We start from the raw sequence: 17,807 nt of genomic DNA on the forward strand, positions 1-17,807 counted from the left end.
GCAAAAAAAACGCAGCTCATAGTAGCTGCGTAAATATTCTTTAGGGATGAAACAATGCTGTACTGCTGCATTCATAGATTCAGACCCACACTTTTTTAAAAAGTTCAGTGAGATCTTAAAAAATGAAAAAAAATATTATTACCTTATCTTTGCTGCTCACTATAGCTGGGTGTGCAACAGCTCCCCCAAAGCAACCAGAAGATATTTGTAAAATTTTCGAAGAGAAATCTGACTGGTATTTTGATGCCAAAGACGCGCAGGAAAAGTGGGGCTCCCCAAAACATGTGTTAATGAGCATGATGTATCAAGAAAGTTCTTTTCGCCACGATGCAGCACCGCCTATGGAATACTTCTTATGGATAATCCCTACTGGTCGTGCAAGCGATGCCTATGGCTATTCTCAAGCTAAAACGCCTACTTGGTCTGATTATATTCGTGAAACAGGTAACAGTGGCGCCGACAGAGACGAATTTGAAGATGCGATTGATTTTATGGCGTGGTTTGTTTATAAAACCCATAAAGTTAATGGTGTGTCTAAGTGGGACGCCTACGCACAGTATTTAAATTATCATGAGGGATGGGGCGGTTATAAACGAGGCACCTATCGTAAGAAAAAATGGCTAATGAGCGTTGCCAATAAAGTAAAACATCGGGCAAGCCGTTATGGCGCACAGCTAAGACGCTGCGAAGATGATTTAGATAAAGGTTGGTTAGAGCGATTGTTCTTTTAGATTAGATTAAAAAGGAGCCAGCAGGCTCCTTTTTTATTGGTTTATTTTTTACGTTTGTTTGGTTGAATTTTAACTTGTTTAATCATGTTTTCTTTTACCTCAAGTACTTCAACCGGATAGCCTGCAATACGAATACTTAAATTAGCATCGGGTATATCTTCTAAGTACTCAACAATCAAGCCACTTAATGTTTTAGGACCGTCTAATGGGAATTCCCAGCCCATTTCTTTATTTAAGTCGCGAACGTTAGCACCGCCGTCGACAATATAAGAGCCATCGTTTTGTGTGGTTACTTCTTCACTCGGTGTCCGAGTTTGAGTGGTAGTAAAATCACCCACAACTTCTTCAAGAATATCTTCAAGAGTGACTAAGCCCTGAATGTCGCCATATTCATCAACAACAATACCAATACGTTCTTTTGATAACTGAAATTTTAGTAGTTGAGTGTTCAGCGAGGTGCCCTCAGGGATAAAGTAAATTTCACGTACCGCACGCAATAGCGAAGGCTTATCAAACTGCTCTTTAGTTAAAAGGCGAAGCGCATCACGAGAGTGAATAAAGCCAACAGCATCATCAATATTGTCGCGGTATAAAAGCACCCGGGTATGTTGAGCGTGAGTAAGTTGTTTACTGATTATTTTCCAATCGTCATTAATATCAATCGCCACAATTTCATTGCGAGGGATCATAATATCTTCAACGGTAACTTGCTCTAAATCTAAAATAGAGGTCAACATACTTTGGTGACGAGCGGGGATCAGCGCCCCCGATTCATTTAGCACGGTTTTTAATTCTTCTTTACTCATGCTGTGCTCATCTATTTGTGCAGCGCTAATACCAAATAAGCGCAATATACCATTGGTCATCCAGTTAACAACGACAACAAATGGGAAGAGAATTTTTAGTAACCCTTTGAGTATCACCGAACTTGGAAAAGCGACTCGCTCAGGATAGAGGGCGGCCAGTGTTTTTGGCGTTACTTCAGCGAAAATCAGCACCACAAGTGTTAATGCACCTGTTGCTATAGCAATACCTAAATCACCATACAAACGAATACCAATAATGGTGGCAACTTGGGCAGCCGCAATATTGACAAGGTTATTACCAATAAGGATAAGACCTATCAACCTGTCAGGTCGACTGAGTAATTTACTAACGCGTTTCGCAGCACGATGATTCTCTTTAGCGAGGTGTCGTAAACGAATACGGTTGATTGACATGATTCCGGTTTCTGACCCGGAGAAGTAAGCAGAAAAAAGTACCAATAAACCTAAAATGATAAACAGCGTACTTGTCGATATGTCGTCCAACGATGGATCCTTTTTTTATAAACCAATGCGTATTAAGCTAGAGTGAGCTTTCAGAGTCAAGTTAAAACTTATTTAGAACCACTTCTTGTATAAAACGGCTGCCAAAATAAGCGAGTGTGAGTGTAAATGCGGCAATCATAATACTCACTACCACCATTTTCCCTCGCCAACCTCGTTTTACATGGCCAACGGCAATCGTAGCAAAAATAGCCCAAGCAACTAAAGATAAGATTGTTTTATGAATAAACTCTTTGGCAAACATGCCATCAAGAAATACAAACCCTGTAATCAGCGCCACGCTTAATAATACTGTGCCTAAATTTAATAGTTGATAAAGTTGACGCTCTACCACCATTAGTGGCGGTAAATGGCTATGTACTATTGCTAAATCTTTACGTTTCAAACGTTTATCAATAAAGTAAAATTGTACGCCGTAAAGGGTGGCGATAATTAAGATACAGTAGGCTAATAACGACAGTGAAATATGCGCAACTAACGCAAGCTCTACATTAATGCTATGAAGTAAAACGTGATGAGGAATAAACAGGCTAGCAATAGTTAACAGGGCAGCAAAGCCGTATACAACAGGTAATAGCAGTGTCGCAGGAAACTTCAAAGAGACGGTGGTGACACAAAGCACTATTACCCAACAAGTCAGTAATGCAACATTAACAATACTTAAATCTTGGCCATCGGCTCTAAACACCGAGTTTACTAAAAGCAGCATATGCGCCAAAATAGCGACAGTGCTCAGTATTATAGTAATTTTTTGGCTTGGTCCCTGACGATGAAACAATCGCGAAAGCACGTGAGACGTTGCTAACACATAAAATAAACTGGCAATAATAGTTAAACTAATAATCAGCATTTTGCTTTGGCCACTTAATTGAAGTCAAATAATTCGTGTTCGTTATCTGGTCATTGTATTTTATAGCAACGCAAATGCATAGACCCTGTAAAAAGAAACTCAATAAGCAGCACTTCAGCACTGTATTGTATGCCACCATTTACGGTATACTATTTTCAATTGAATTTTAATAACATCGACCTTATTAATAGAGTTGATATAAACGTCTTTTCGGAACCGTTACATGTTTGAGAACCTCCAAGAACGATTAGGTAAAACCCTAAAAAATATTAGTGGCCGTGGTCGCTTAACTGAAGACAACATTAAAGATACACTTCGTGAAGTGCGAATGGCATTTTTAGAAGCCGATGTGGCGTTGCCTGTTGTTCGCGAGTTTGTAAAGCAAGTTAAAGAGCGTGCGGTTGGTGTTGAAGTCACCAAAAGCTTGAGCCCTGGCCAAGTATTTATAAAAATTGTTCGTGAAGAACTTGAAAAAGCCATGGGTGAAGCTAACGAAGAGCTAAGCCTTAACGCACAGCCGCCAGCGGTAGTGATGATGGCTGGTCTTCAAGGTGCGGGTAAAACCACCAGTGTGGGTAAGCTGGCTAAGTTTTTAAAAGAGCGCAAGAAGAAGTCTGTGCTAGTGGTGAGTGCCGATGTGTATCGTCCAGCGGCAATTAAGCAATTAGAAACCTTAGCAACAGAAGTTAATGTAGAATTTTTCCCAAGTGATATTTCGCAAAAACCAGTTGATATTGCAACTGCCGCCATTTCTCATGCGAAAAAGAAATTTATTGATGTTGTATTAGTCGATACTGCGGGTCGTTTGCATGTTGATAGCGACATGATGGATGAAATTAAAGCCTTGCATCATGCAATTAATCCAATCGAAACGCTATTCGTTGTTGATGCAATGACAGGTCAAGATGCGGCAAATACAGCAAAAGCATTTGACGAAGCTTTACCGCTGACCGGTGTGATACTGACTAAAACAGATGGTGATGCCCGAGGTGGTGCTGCTTTATCTATTCGTCATATTACTGGTAAGCCAATTAAATTTATGGGTGTGGGTGAGCGCACTGATGCCCTTGAGCCTTTCCACCCAGACCGAATTGCTTCACGTATTTTAGGCATGGGTGATGTACTTTCATTAATCGAAGAAGTCGAGATGAAAGTAGACAAAGAACAAGCGGCAAAAGTAGCACAAAAAGTATTTAAAGGTGATGGCTTTACGCTGGATGACTTTGCTGATCAATTAAAGCAAATGAAAAACATGGGTGGCATGATGTCGATGCTCGATAAACTGCCTGGCATGCAAAACATCCCAGATGCGGTTAAAGGGCAAATGGGTGATAAAACCTTTATTCAAATGGAAGCGATTATTAGCTCTATGACCAAAAAAGAGCGTGCACGCCCAGAAATCATCAAAGGTTCGCGTAAAAAGCGTATTGCTGCGGGCTCTGGTACGCAAGTACAAGAGATCAATAAACTGCTTAAGCAATTTACGCAAATGCAAAAAATGATGAAGAAGATGAAAGGTAAAGGTGGCATGCAAAAAATGATGCGTGGCATGAAAGGGATGTTACCACCTGGCATGATGGGTGGCGGTGGTCCAAAATTTTAATAATTTAACCTTTAATACCTCCAATACGAGATAAAAAGTAATCAATAAAGAGGCAAAATGCCTCTTTATTGTTGAATAAACTATGCACAGAATAGCTTATTCATATACTTTTTCATCTTGGATCACGGTTTAATCTACTAAACTGCCTTTTTGCATCACTTCTTACTTGCATTGTTGCTAAAAACTCGTACAATTCACCGGCTCCCTATACTGGGGAGTAAATCTTATTAATGAAAACAGTCAATCTATTTAGAGGACGGTATGGTAACTATTCGTTTGCAACGTGGTGGCGCTAAAAAACGCCCTTTCTATCAAATTGTGGTTGCGGATAGCCGTTTCTCGCGTGACGGTCGCTTCATCGAGAAAGTAGGTTTCTTTAACCCAATCGCTTCAGGTCAAGAAGAAAAACTTCGTTTAGATTTACCACGTGTTGAGCACTGGTTAGGTCAAGGCGCAGGTCTTTCAGATCGTGTAGCTAAATTAGTTAAAGACGCTCGTAAAGCGGCTTAATAGGCGTAAGTGTAACCATGAGTCAAGAGAACACCTCATCAATAATTGTCGTAGGAAAGCTCGGCGCCCCATATGGTATAAAGGGCTGGCTTAAGGTGCATTCATTTACTGATGATCCCCAAGGGATCTTCGATTTCAGCCCGTGGTTGATAGGGCAGCAAGGTAAATGGCAATCCTTAGAAGTGGTCGACTGGCGTCGCCACAACAAAGGCTTTATCGCTAAGTTTGCGCAAGTAAACGACAGAGACCAAGCAATGGCTTATACCAATGTTGAAATTTCTGTGGATTCAGCGCAGCTACCAGAATTACCGCAAGGTGAATTCTATTGGCGAGATCTCATTGGCATGTCGGTTGTAACTGATAAAGGTTATAACTTAGGCATTGTTGATGACCTTATGGAGACAGGCTCAAATGACGTACTGGTTGTGAAAGCAAACAGTAAAGATGCATTTGGCCAAGCAGAACGTTTAATTCCTTTTTTAACTGATTCAGTTATTCAAGAGGTTAAATATGATGCGAAAGAAATTACTGTAGATTGGGATCCAAGCTTTTAATGAGTCAAACAAGTTCGTTGTGGGTAGGGGTTATCAGCCTTTTCCCGGATATGTTTGATGCAATTACAACGCAAGGTGTAACCGGTCGCGCTGTTAAAAAGGGTTTAATCGACTTTAACTGCTGGAATCCACGAGACTATGCAACTGATAAGCATAGAACCGTAGATGATCGTCCTTACGGGGGCGGGCCAGGCATGTTAATGATGGTTGAGCCGCTTAAACAAGCCATTCTTGAAGCCAAACAGGCTGCAGGGGATGGTGCAAAAGTAATTTATATGTCGCCACAAGGGCGCAAACTAGATCAGCAAGGGGCTAGCGAACTCGCAAGCTCTGAAAAACTGATTTTAATTGCCGGTCGCTATGAAGGTATAGACGAGAGAATAATAGAATCGTACGTTGACGAAGAATGGTCAATTGGTGATTTTATTTTGAGTGGAGGTGAACTACCTGCCATGACATTAATTGACGCAGTAGCTCGATTAGTGCCAGGGGTGTTAGGACACAACCAGTCAGCAGAGCAAGATTCATTTTCGGATGGCTTGCTAGATTGTCCTCACTATACACGGCCAGAAACATTGGACGACAAACAGGTGCCTGCTGTATTACTCAGCGGAAACCACCAAGAGATAGCAAAATGGCGGCTTATGCAGTCATTAGGTAGAACTTGGCTTCGCCGTCCTGACTTGTTGCATAACCTAGCTCTGACTGAGGAGCAAGCGGTATTACTCGCGAAATTTCAGCAAGAGTACCAAAAAGCTTGTGGCTAGAAGACAGTTACACCTAGGAAAGTGAGAAACATAATGGCAAAAGTAAACCAAAATATTATTAAAGCGCTTGAAGAAGAGCAGCTTAAAACAGACGTACCTGCATTCGGCGCTGGTGATACAGTAGTTGTACAGGTAAAAGTAAAAGAAGGTGCTAAAGAGCGTCTACAGGCCTTTGAAGGTGTTGTAATCGCTAAGCGTAATCGTGGTCTTCACTCAGCATTCACAGTTCGTAAAATCTCGAACGGTGAAGGTGTTGAGCGTGTATTCCAAACGCACAGCCCTCTTATTGATAGCGTAACAGTTAAGCGTCGCGGTGCGGTTCGTCGTGCTAAGCTTTACTATCTACGTGAGCGTTCAGGTAAATCTGCACGTATTAGAGAAAAACTTAACTAATACGCGCTGTTTATCAACGCAAAAAAACGGGTTGCAACCTTTGGGTTGCAACCCGTTTTGGTTTTAATGCTATTGCAATTTTTATATCGCTACATTTAAAAACCAATACACACCTTAACCAGCATGCGTTAAAGTGTGGTTCACTTCAAAGCACAATATCTTCTCACTTCTTGCAAAAAATGATGTACAAAAATGAATGATAAAACGATAGTTACGCACAACGGCAATTTTCATGCAGATGATGTTTTTAGTATCGCTGCGCTTAAAATTATTTTCCCTTCTTTTACCCTTATCCGCACACGCGATAATGCGATTATTAATGACGCTGATGTGGTTATTGATGTTGGCGGCCAATATGACCCAGAAACTGACCGGTTTGATCATCATCAGCGCGGCGGTGCCGGTGCTCGCGAAAATGGGATTCCTTTTTCGTCATTTGGCTTGGTGTGGAAAAAATATGGCTTAGCAATATGTGATGATAATCAAGATGTGGCGAATGCAGTTGATGCAGGGCTTGTATCAACTATTGATGCCATTGATTGTGGTCATGTTGAAGGTGTTGCCACAGGAATTAGTTTAAGCCAAACAATTTCTATGTTTAACCCAACATGGGAAGAAGAAAGTAATTTTGATGCTGCTTTTGATCAAGCGGTTGAATTTGCACACACTTTGCTGCTTCGTTTTGTTGCCTCAGCGCAGGGTGGTTTAAATGCTAAAAAGATTGTTGCTCAAGCAATTAAACAGGCAGACGATCCACGATTAATCGTACTAGAGCGTTATACGCCGTGGAAAAAAACCGTACATAGCTTATCAGAAGAGGCGCTATATGTAGTGTATCCATCGCATTCTGGTAAGTGGATAGTGCAAACGGTACCTGCAGAGCTAGGCTCGTTTGAAGACCGAAAGCCATTACCTGCACCGTGGGCTGGATTATCTGATAGTGAATTTCAAGCAGTGACCGGTATAGATGATGCTATGTTTTGCCATAATGGCCTATTTATCGCCGGTGCAGAATCATTTGAAAGTGTTATGTCGCTTGCGACTATGGCATTGGAATATTAGATAAAAAGTGCTAATTAAAGTGGCTATTAAGCCACTTTAATTTTCATTGTTTAAACTCGGCATAGACTTACATTTTTATATGCTTTTTAATTCACTTTACGCAAGCTGTGCTCTATTCATTTAATTATCCTACCTTGGTCGCAGTTGAGTGACTCATACTGATCTTTTCACTAATTAGCCTTTTAACCCCTAACGTATCCTGTTAGTATTTATCGTATTGATTAGTTTACTTTTTTGTAATTATTAATTTACGATTTTGCTTTTTTGGATGGAATGAGAACGTGGCAGAGATAAGTGATTTAGCGCAGCTAAGAAAAGGTATAGATGAATGCGATGCGCAACTGGTTGCCTTACTTGCAAAGCGCAATGGTATTACTCAACAAATTGGCGCAATAAAACAACAAACTGGCGCGCCACTACATGCACCCGATAGAGAAGCTGATTTATTAGCTGCACGACGCCAAGAGGCAATTAATCAAGGTGTAAACCCTGATTTAGTCGAAGACATTCTCAGGCGCATGATGCGTGAAGCTTATCAAAATCAACAGGCCAAATTAGCTTGTGCCGACTCACAACTATCTCCGATTGTCATTGTTGGTGGTGAAGGGGCAATGGGGCAGCTATTTGCAAAACAATTTCAGCGCTCGGGTTACGAAGTTAAAGTTTTAGATAAAGCCCAGCAATCACAGGCAGCAGAGATTTTAAAAGGCGCAAAACTGGTGATGATCAGTGTGCCAATTAATGCCCTCGAAACGGTTGTTAACGCGTTACCTAAACTCGATGATGATTGTTTGCTGGTTGATATTACATCGGTTAAACAAGCGCCGTTAAATGTGCTCAAAAAAGTTCACAATGGCGCTGTTGTTGGCTTACACCCCATGTTTGGTCCTGATATTTCTCATTGGGTGAAACAAACCGTGGTGGTATGTGAAGGGCGTAATCCTGAAGTGGCACAAGGTTTATTAAAGCAGCTACAAATTTGGGGCTGTCAGTTAGTAGAACTTGATGCTAAAAAACACGATGAAGCGATGCAAATCATTCAGGTTATGCGCCATTTAACCACCTTTGTGTACGGTCAGTTTTTAGCAAAACAAGGACATACACTGGCAGAGCTGCGTAGTTGCTCATCACCTATTTATCAGTTAGAGCTGATGATGGTCGGTCGTCTCTTTGCGCAATCGCCAGAGTTGTATACTGATATTATGCTGGCGCAATTTGATAATGTAGAAAGCTTATTAGCGCAGTATCAGTGTTTGTTCTCAGAGACGCTTAAAAAGTTAAAAGCAGGGGATAAGCCAGCCTTAATCGATGCCTTTGCTGATGCAAAAGCCTACTTTTCTGACTCCACAGCGCACTTTTTGACACAAAGTCGCAGTTTATTAAATAAAGCGAACGACGCCAAAGTACTCGATTAAACGTGACAGATTAATTAAAACGAAAAAGGGCCCGCAGGCCCTTTTTTAATGTTGCTTTAGGCTAGCTTTGTACACTCACCGCTTGCAGTGATTCGCTTTGATAACAGCCTAATACGCGTACGTACTGGGTATGCTCTTTAAGCTCTTCTAACGCATGTTTCACTTGGCTATCAGCAAGGTTCGCTTCTAAATCCACATAGAATACTTCTTCCCATGGATTTCCTGGTACAGGGCGAGACTCTAATTTTACTAGATTTATATTATGCTGTTTAAAAATCATCAGCGCATCGGCGAGTGAGCCTGCTTGTTGCTTAGTTGCCATAATTAAACTGGTTTTAGTGGGGATTTGTTTAGATACATGTAGCGGTTTACGTGCAACCACAATGAAGCGACTATGGTTTTCTTTTTGATTAGCAAGATTGGCCTTAATGACTTCAAGCCCTACATTTTTACCTGCTTGTGCAGAGCCAATAGCCGCACTGTTAGGTGTTTCAAGTGCTGATTTTAATGCACTCGATGTTGAATCGCAGGTCTCATGCTGCAAATCGCCAAGCCCTTGTAAAAAACGGCTACATTGAGCAAACGGTTGCGGGTGAGCAAACACTTTGGTTAATTGGTTAAGTTCTGTGTCTGGGGCGGCTAATAAACAATGCTCTACGCTGTGAGTGACTTCGCCGACAATAGAGACTTGCGCGTGCTGGAGTAAATCAAATACTTCATTAATACTGCCTGAGCTGGTATTTTCAATAGGTAACAAGCCAAAGTCGGCTTGGCCATTTTCTACTTTACCGGTGATCTCATCAAAAGAACTACAGCCAATTTCAATTAATTTGCCTGGTCGGCGACTAAAGTACTTATGACACGCAAGTTGACTGTAAGATCCTTGTCCGCCTAAATAGGTCACCCGATGGGTTTCACTTAGCGCATCAGGGTTGAGGTTTTTTTGCAGCATAGCTTGTTGATGTAATACTGAGTCTTCTAATATGGTTTGAAAAACATTATTTACATAGTAGGCATCTAAACCAAGAGATTTACCATAACCGATTAATTTTTCGAGTAATGCTAATTCACGTGCTTCATCACGAATTGGTTTATTATTCGCTATCTTATATTCAACAACACCATGGCTAATACGGCGTCGCTTCGCTAATAACACAAGTAGGTCAGAATCGATTTCATTTATATCGTGCCTAAGCGTGTCTAAAACATCATTGCTCATTTGGTTTTCCTCATTCCAAAAATGTCACTGTATTTAACAGCGTAAACAAAAAAGCCTCCCAGTTGGGAGGCTTTACTATTCGATTGATTTTATCTCACAAACAGGGAAGCCTCTTCTATATAAAGAAGCTAAAAAAAGATAAGAAAGTAAGTGAGTATTTTATATTCATGCCCTTAATGTATGAAGAGTAACCTCTAATGTCAACAAGCACTTATATTAAATAGGTTTTTTACCTGATATATATACAAAACATATTGTTTTTTAAAAACTTTACAAATAATTTATAATTCTGATTTGAGATCTGGTATATTTCTACTACTCGCAAAAATAATAATTATAAATAAGGTTGGCCTTTTGTGTATCGACGCCCTCCATCTCGATTTGGAATAAACTCACTCAGTGTCAAGTTATCACTGTTGATCTCTGGCATTTGTTTAGTTGCAGGTATTTGTGCGGCTGCTTTAATGCTCAAATCAGAAGAGAAACAGCTTGTATTTGAAGAGCATGAGGTATTAAAGCAATCAAATGAATTATTAATAAACCAGTTTAATAATTTGATAGCGACCAAAGTTAAAATAGCTGAGCAAGCTAATATTGTTGTTAGCGAGCAGTTATTTGAGGGGCAATTATCATTTAAGAATAACAATGCCCCGACTATGCAAGTCACCAATGATGGTTCAGTGCGCAGCGCATCTGCCGATGGCTTATCTGCGGCGTTCATTCCCGAAAATGCTTATTCTCCTTTTTATAAACAGTTAATTGCAGATTCTGAATCGCTTTGGAAAGTGATTTCCCCCACGTTAATTCAAGATTTTTATAATTTTTACCTGATCACCAAAGATAATTTTATCCGTGTTGCGCCACCAAATTGGGCACTTAATGTCCCCGGAGATTACACCTTTAATCAAAGCAAAAGTTTTAATTACGCAAAATCGTTAACAAACCCACAACGCGAGCCGCTGTGGTCACGAGTGTATTACGATGGCGTTTGGAATAAGTGGGTCGTTAGTTTAATTGTACCTATTTATAAAAATGATGAGTTTTTAGGAGTTACGGGTAGTGATATTTCTCTCGACTCTCTCATATCGCAATTGCCCGTCGGCGGAAAAGAAAAACATTTAGTGGTGTTCGATAAGCAAGGGCAGCTATTGGCGCACCCTAATTTAGGAGCCGATAGTTATACCCAATACGGAGAGGCGGGTAAAAAGTTGCTACCTGGCGATTTTATTTCTCCTGAGCTAAAGCGAGTTATTGATAATGCAGGGCAAATACAATTGCCGGAATATGCCGACTCGTTTTCATTAAATGGTGAAGACTACATTATAAATATCCATAAAGTTGAAGGTGTAAATTGGTACGTGGGCGTATATAAAAAGCGCTCTTCTACACTATCGGCACTGAAAGACTTAAAACTGAAGTTTTTTGGCTTGTTTATTCTGTATGCCATTTTAGTTGCTTTGTTATTACATCAAGCACTTTATCAATTAGTTTTAAGACGCCTGCATTCATTGGTTTATGCGGTTACTAACTTTGGTAAAGGCCAGTTAGAAATTGATTTTCCAAAAGAAAATAAAGATGAAATCGGTACGCTTAATGGTTCATTTAAAGATATGACCATTGAAATCCGCAAACTCATCGATGGCTTAAACCAGCGCATAATAGAAAAAGAAATTGCAGAAAAGGCTGCAAATCGCTTGTCTAAAGCGGTTGCCTTCTCGGGCACAGGTGTGGTGATTACTGATGAAAACTTTGTGATTGAATATGTTAATCCAAAAATGCTGGAAATGACCGACTTTGCAGAAAGTGATTTCCTGCGCCAGCCACTTCTGACTATTATTGCTAATGAAATGACCATGCTGGTAGAGGACATTGACATTGATTTGCGCAACCGTAATTACTGGCGAGGGGATACCCTTATTGAAGCGCAAAACAAGCCACCCATATGGGTATCGCTGAGTGTGTCACCTATTCGTGAAGATGGTGGAAAAATCACCAGTTACGTTGCTTCAGCGCAAGATATTTCATTTGTAAAAGAAAGCCAACGCAAAATGGAACAGCTCGCTTACTTCGACACATTAACCGGGCTTGCTAATCGTACATTCTTTAGAATGCAGCTTAGAAAGTCGATGGCGCTTGCTGAAAGAGGGCGTTACTCGTTTGCTTTATTTTATTTTGATCTGGATGAATTTAAGCGTATTAACGATACTTTAGGTCATGATGCAGGCGATCAACTATCAACTATTGGTTGAAGTGGCAACACGCTTAAAGCAGCGCTTACGAGCAGAAGATACTATAGCCCGTTTAGGCGGTGATGAGTTTGCGGTATTACTCAGTGGTATTGAGCATCAAAAAGAAGCATCGGAAGTCGCTGACACCATTCAAAAAACGTTAAATCAGCCAATAAAATTAGGTAGTAACGAAGTGATTGTTAGTGCCAGTATTGGTATTACTTTGGCGCCATTTGATAGCTTAGAAGAAGATCAGTTATTAAAACATGCCGATTTAGCCATGTATGAAGCAAAAGCGAAAGGGCGCAATACGTTCCACTTTTATAGCCAAGATCTAAATGCAGCCGCCAATGAGCGATTATTCCTTGAAAATGAGTTGCGCCATGCAATTAAAGAAAAACAACTCACACTGCATTATCAGCCACAAGTTGATTGTCGCGATAATAGTGTAGTGGGATATGAAGCATTGCTTCGCTGGTTCCATCCTACGCAGGAATTCATTCCACCTACCAAATTTATTCCTATTGCTGAGGCAACGGGTTTAATTGTGGAACTTGGTAAGTGGGTATTACAACAAGCGTGTGAGTTCACTAAACGACTAGAGCAACAAGGTAGAGCGAGCAACATGTCGATAAACCTGTCAGCAAGGCAGTTTAAAGACGCAAGCTTAGTACCTATGCTGAAAAAAATAATCATAGAGACGCAAATTAATGCTAAAAGCCTGCACCTTGAACTGACTGAGAGCATGCTAATGGGTAATGTTGAGGCGGCTATTGATCAGCTACATCAATTGAAAAAGCTGGGTATTTCAATTTCTATTGACGATTTTGGTACGGGCTATTCTTCGTTGAGTTACCTTAAACGTTTTCCTGTTGATATTCTTAAAATTGACCGCTCGTTTGTTAAAGATATCCCTGAAGATGATAATGATATGGAGATCACCGCTGCGATTATTGCGATGGCACAAAAGCTCAAGCTTGATGTGGTTGCTGAAGGGGTTGAAACAATAGAGCAAGTTGAATTTTTACAAAACAATAATTGTTTTATTGTGCAAGGCTATTACTTTAGTAAGCCCGTAGCCGAAGCCGATATCCCTGTGTTGTTTGATCAATTAGCTGCGTTAAAAGTCCCTGAATAGAACAAAAATTGCGGGTTAACCACCCGCAATTTTCACCTTAAACTTTAATCCTTCTAAAATCGCCTTTAACTTATCGCGATCATCACCTTGTACTTCAATAACTCCTTCTTTTACTGCGCCACCTTGGCCCATCTTACTTTTTATTGTTTTTGCTAACTTTTTTAAATCGTGCTGTTGGGGATCTAATCCTACAACTAGCATTACGCCTTTACCTTTTCGACCTTTGGTTTGACGCTCTATGCGAATAGACCCGTCTTTAAATAGTTTTACATCCAGTTCTTTTTCTGGCTTTGGCTGGTCAATTCGCCCTGTTGCTGTTGAATACACTAAGTGATTATCACTCATAATTAACCTATCTAAGATTGAATCTAATATTGGGCTAAATAATAACAAATTTGTGACGCAAAGGCGTAATTTTTGCGCCTAAGCTGAACACCTTTTAATCCCGCAAAGATAAACATCCTCTGTTTAAGTACCGCAATAGTGCTTATGAATAAAAGTGCTTAAGGATTTTAAAAAGCGCTTTAAATTGGCTAGCGCTATAAAAATATCCATGCTACTATTTCGGCATTATAGATGTATGGATGGCCAAATGATAAATTCTTATTTAGAGCAAGCTCAGCTTAATGTAGAGCAACAGTTAATTAATGCTGAGCTAGAAAAGCTTGAGCAGTACTTAAATAGCAATGCTGCACCGGCCGTGCGTTGGCAGTATCAAATTCCAGAACTCGGTGAAGGTGGCGCATGTAGTTTATTCGGCTACTTGCAAGATGAGCCGTTTAATTTAAACGATTACGTTAGCCAAAATACGCAAACAACGGCAAAGTTAGCGCAACTTCAGTTGATTGTTGACTATGTAATCGAAAACACCCAGTTAGATTGGTATGGCATCTATCAAAATACGGCCACCCCTGAAGGCGAGCAGTTATTAAAGCTCGCTTATTTTGGTGCACCGAGTCGCCCTTTATTTCCGCTCACCGCTGAATTTGCAACCGGCAGTAATAATGTGCAAGTGGCACTCAGTGGTAAAGGACGTGTCATTAATAATGTTGAGCAATATTTAGCCGCGGGTGGTGAGTATTACACCTGCGATCCGAAAGTAAAAGCAGAGGCCTGTTTACCACTATTTAATGCGCAAAAGCAGTGCATTGGCATTGTCGATGGCGAAGCCTTTAGCACGGATTTTTTTGATAATGCGACACTCGCGTTATTAATTGCATGCTGTATTAAAATTCCTCACTTTTTAGTGTAAATAACACTGGTCAATCGAGTGAGTTTTTATGTTAAGCTTAGCGCAACAGCTAACCCCTAAATAACGAAGAGATAGTCAATGTTCTCAGTATTAAAACCATTACCAACAGACCCTATTCTTGGCCTTATGGCGGCCTATAAGCAAGATACTAACCCTAATAAGATTGACTTAGGGGTTGGTGTATATAAAGACGAGCAGGGGAATACCCCGGTATTAAAGTCAGTAAAAAAAGCAGAAGCGTTTCGTTTAGAAAATGAAATGAGCAAATCTTACATTGGTCTTGCTGGTAACTTAGATTACTGTCAACAAATGGAAAATCTTCTTCTTGGTGAGCACCCGGCATTATTAGCTAATCGCGTACGCACAGCACAAGCACCTGGTGGTACAGGCGCACTTCGTGTTGCAGCAGAATTTATTGTACGTTGTAACCCAGGCGCTACTGTATGGGTTACTAACCCAACGTGGGCTAACCACATTAGCTTATTTGAAGCTGCAGGCTTAACTGTTAAAGAATACCCATACTACGACTACGAAAACAAAGATTTATTGTTTGATGAAATGGTTGAAACATTAACACAGGTGCCTAAGGGCGATGTTGTGTTATTACATGCATGTTGTCACAACCCAAGTGGTATGGATTTAAACGAAACACAATGGAATACCATTGCTGAACTTGCAAAAGATGTGGGCTTTACGCCATTGATTGATATTGCATACCAAGGTTTTGGTTCTTCTTTAGAAGAAGATGCGAATGGTTTACGTATTTTAGCCAATGCGGTTGAAGAGTTGATCATTTGTTCATCATGTTCTAAAAACTTTGGCTTATACCGTGAGCGTATTGGTGCGTGTTCAATTATTGCAAAAGACAGTGCAACCGCTGATATTTCAAACTCGGTATTATTAAGTGTGGTACGTAGCATTTATTCTATGCCGCCAGCGCACGGTGCAGACATTGTAAACACCATTTTAAGCAGCACAGAGTTAACGCAGTTATGGCACAGTGAACTTGATGAAATGCGTAACCGTATTAATGGTTTACGTAGTTTAATTAAAGACAGCCTTGCAGCCAAAGACATTGCTCAAGACTTCTCATTTATAGACCGCCAACACGGTATGTTCTCTTTCTTAGGTATTAATAAAGAGCAAATCGAGCGTCTACAAAAAGACTACGGTATTTATATTGTGGGCTCTAGCCGTGTAAACGTGGCGGGAATTAGTCAAGCAAACATCGATTACTTTGCTAACGCTGTTGCTGATGTATGTAAGTAACCAATAATAAGTTTTAGCTTATTAGCAATAAAAAAACCGCACACTCGTTGCGGTTTTTTTATTGTTTGTAATACCCATCCCCTTATATCAATCTGCTTAGATATAAGGGAGTTTAACTCGTTAAATTGTTCAAATATTTATACAAATTGGTATTACAGCCAGCGAATAGCGCCTGCAATACGTTCATTATACATATCAACCGGTGAGCCTAGGCTTGCTATTAGTACAGTATCAGCTTGTTTTCCTCGGCTTATATGGCCTACGTAGCGAGAGTCACTAAAGTCACCCGAGCCAATTTCAAAGACTTTGTTATCACTAGGGACAATAAACACGGTCATAGGGCCAAAGTCCGATTCAAACACTAAATGGATGCCTTTCTCGCCTTGAAAATCGCAAAAGTTAACATAAGTAACTTTCCCAGGTAAATCATTAAGTTGACCGCCAAGTAAAGCCAGCTTTTCATTGACTGTTTGTAAGCTGATAGGTTGAGTTTTATTTAACGCGTTAAGTTCATGATAAACATGCGCCAATGCATGCTCGCCAGCCGCATGATTCAAGTTTTGCTCTGTGCTAAACATAAACGCACTTACCGCAATCACAAATGAAGCAGCGAACGCCAAATATACACGGTTAAACTTAAAGCGTGAGCGTGAATCAATGACATTGTCTTTTTGTTCAAGCTCATCTTTTCTGACTTTTTCTTTTAACGAGGTGTTTAAAATAATCCGTTCAGCAAGGTTGTCAGGCACAGGAATATCAAGCGCATCATTGAGTTGCTTATCAAATGTTTTGTTTTCATTTAAAAATTGTTGTCTATCGGGACTGCTGTTTGCAAATTCCAGTAGTTCTTTGTCTAGCTCGTTTGGCTGTGCAATCGTGCGGCGACGAAACTCAAGTTCATCCATTATTTTGATGCCCCTTTAAGTTGTTCATCATCACGGCTTAGTGCCTCTTTAAGTTGATTTTTTGCTCGAAATAAACGTGTCATAACCGTATTTTTGTTTAAATCGAGTATGTCTGCAATTTCATCCCCAGAGCAGCCCATAACCACTTGTAATAGTAGCGGCTCTTTGTATTCATCGGCCAACAACGAAATTTGCCGTTGAATAACGGTTTGCTCCATTTCATCATCTAAAGAATGACTGGTTTGATCCACTAGCGTGTCGTTGTCTACATCACTGTAATCAAATTGCTTGCGCTCAAAGCGCCTTGCATTTTCACGTCTTAAAATTGTTAGCAACCATGGCTTAGCTGCTTTTTGATCGAGTAACGAGTCAAGCGAGCGCCAAGCACGTAAAAAGGTTTCTTGCACTAAGTCATCTGCAATATTCGGATCGTTACATAACCAGTAAGCGAAGCGATAGAGTTCCTTATGATAAACGTGAACCAGGGCTTCGTAGCGTTGTTGTTTTTCAGCCATATTTAATAAGACCCGATCATTCGATTTTTTATTTCCAAACATAAGCACTTTTTAATTAAAATTATTAT

Annotated in this window: 16 protein-coding genes, 1 pseudogene and 1 other annotated feature; of the genes and pseudogenes, 11 read left to right on the top strand and 6 right to left on the bottom strand. The window is 40.3% G+C overall.

Annotation, left to right across the window (positions count from 1 at the left end):
• Positions 1-122: 122 nt before the first annotated feature.
• Positions 123-731 carry a transglycosylase SLT domain-containing protein gene (locus PTET_RS05130; protein ID WP_013464490.1) on the top strand — a complete coding sequence of 203 codons (609 nt, stop codon included), beginning with the start codon at positions 123-125 and terminating at the stop codon, positions 729-731.
• Between the two features lie 41 nt (positions 732-772).
• On the opposite strand, the gene PTET_RS05135 is transcribed toward PTET_RS05130, so the two are convergent.
• On the bottom strand, positions 773-2,041 hold the full coding sequence (locus tag PTET_RS05135; protein WP_013464491.1) for an HlyC/CorC family transporter: 1,269 nt from the start codon (positions 2,039-2,041) through the stop codon (positions 773-775).
• A 61-nt stretch (positions 2,042-2,102) separates the two neighbouring features.
• The gene (locus PTET_RS05140; RefSeq protein WP_013464492.1) at positions 2,103-2,909 is read right to left on the bottom strand and encodes a cytochrome C assembly family protein; all 807 of its coding nucleotides are present in this window, start codon (positions 2,907-2,909) and stop codon (positions 2,103-2,105) included.
• A gap of 223 nt (positions 2,910-3,132) precedes the next feature.
• On the opposite strand from PTET_RS05140, the gene ffh reads away from it, so the two are divergent.
• From ffh to tyrA, 7 genes are all read left to right on the top strand, one after another.
• Positions 3,133-4,512 carry a signal recognition particle protein gene (gene ffh, locus PTET_RS05145; RefSeq protein WP_013464493.1) on the top strand — a complete coding sequence of 460 codons (1,380 nt, stop codon included), beginning with the start codon at positions 3,133-3,135 and terminating at the stop codon, positions 4,510-4,512.
• A gap of 261 nt (positions 4,513-4,773) precedes the next feature.
• Complete coding sequence (gene rpsP / locus PTET_RS05150) at positions 4,774-5,022, top strand: 30S ribosomal protein S16 (protein WP_008114468.1); 249 nt, start codon at positions 4,774-4,776, stop codon at positions 5,020-5,022.
• 17 nt (positions 5,023-5,039) lie between these two features.
• Positions 5,040-5,576, top strand: a complete 537-nt coding sequence (rimM, locus tag PTET_RS05155; protein ID WP_008114470.1) for a ribosome maturation factor RimM — start codon at positions 5,040-5,042, stop codon at positions 5,574-5,576.
• Complete coding sequence (gene trmD / locus PTET_RS05160) at positions 5,576-6,343, top strand: tRNA (guanosine(37)-N1)-methyltransferase TrmD (protein WP_013464494.1); 768 nt, start codon at positions 5,576-5,578, stop codon at positions 6,341-6,343. The genes rimM and trmD overlap by 1 nt, the downstream gene beginning before the upstream one ends.
• 33 nt (positions 6,344-6,376) lie before the next feature.
• Positions 6,377-6,736: a 50S ribosomal protein L19 gene (gene rplS, locus PTET_RS05165; protein WP_008114473.1), complete on the top strand. Its 360-nt coding sequence runs from the start codon at positions 6,377-6,379 to the stop codon at positions 6,734-6,736.
• Positions 6,737-6,928: 192 nt separating this feature from the next.
• Complete coding sequence (locus tag PTET_RS05170; protein ID WP_013464495.1) at positions 6,929-7,798, top strand: MYG1 family protein; 870 nt, start codon at positions 6,929-6,931, stop codon at positions 7,796-7,798.
• 281 nt (positions 7,799-8,079) lie between these two features.
• Complete coding sequence (gene tyrA / locus PTET_RS05175) at positions 8,080-9,213, top strand: bifunctional chorismate mutase/prephenate dehydrogenase (RefSeq protein WP_013464496.1); 1,134 nt, start codon at positions 8,080-8,082, stop codon at positions 9,211-9,213.
• A gap of 61 nt (positions 9,214-9,274) precedes the next feature.
• Here tyrA and PTET_RS05180 read toward each other — a convergent pair whose 3' ends face one another.
• Positions 9,275-10,432, bottom strand: coding sequence for a chorismate mutase (locus PTET_RS05180; protein WP_013464497.1), 1,158 nt, complete (start codon positions 10,430-10,432; stop codon positions 9,275-9,277).
• 44 nt (positions 10,433-10,476) lie between these two features.
• Positions 10,477-10,599: a sequence feature (Phe leader region), on the bottom strand.
• 189 nt (positions 10,600-10,788) lie between these two features.
• Between PTET_RS05180 and PTET_RS05185 the strand changes: the two are divergent.
• Positions 10,789-13,798, top strand: a pseudogene (locus PTET_RS05185) (bifunctional diguanylate cyclase/phosphodiesterase).
• Between the two features lie 15 nt (positions 13,799-13,813).
• Here PTET_RS05185 and PTET_RS05190 read toward each other — a convergent pair.
• Complete coding sequence (locus PTET_RS05190; RefSeq protein ID WP_008464752.1) at positions 13,814-14,143, bottom strand: SUI1 family translation initiation factor; 330 nt, start codon at positions 14,141-14,143, stop codon at positions 13,814-13,816.
• 247 nt (positions 14,144-14,390) lie between these two features.
• Between PTET_RS05190 and PTET_RS05195 the strand changes: the two genes are divergently transcribed.
• Positions 14,391-15,050 carry a GAF domain-containing protein gene (locus PTET_RS05195; RefSeq protein WP_013464500.1) on the top strand — a complete coding sequence of 220 codons (660 nt, stop codon included), beginning with the start codon at positions 14,391-14,393 and terminating at the stop codon, positions 15,048-15,050.
• Positions 15,051-15,128: 78 nt separating this feature from the next.
• On the top strand, positions 15,129-16,319 hold the full coding sequence (locus PTET_RS05200; protein ID WP_008464755.1) for an amino acid aminotransferase: 1,191 nt from the start codon (positions 15,129-15,131) through the stop codon (positions 16,317-16,319).
• Between the two features lie 152 nt (positions 16,320-16,471).
• On the opposite strand, the gene PTET_RS05205 is transcribed toward PTET_RS05200, so the two are convergent.
• A complete protein-coding gene (locus PTET_RS05205; RefSeq protein ID WP_096038300.1) occupies positions 16,472-17,224 on the bottom strand; it encodes a DUF3379 family protein in 753 nt (250 codons plus the stop codon).
• The gene (locus tag PTET_RS05210) at positions 17,224-17,781 is read right to left on the bottom strand and encodes a sigma-70 family RNA polymerase sigma factor (protein ID WP_013464502.1); all 558 of its coding nucleotides are present in this window, start codon (positions 17,779-17,781) and stop codon (positions 17,224-17,226) included. The genes PTET_RS05205 and PTET_RS05210 overlap by 1 nt, the downstream gene beginning before the upstream one ends.
• Positions 17,782-17,807 lie beyond the last annotated feature (26 nt).

The organism is Pseudoalteromonas tetraodonis, from assembly GCF_002310835.1.
In the GTDB taxonomy this organism is placed as follows: Bacteria; Pseudomonadota; Gammaproteobacteria; order Enterobacterales; family Alteromonadaceae; genus Pseudoalteromonas; species Pseudoalteromonas tetraodonis.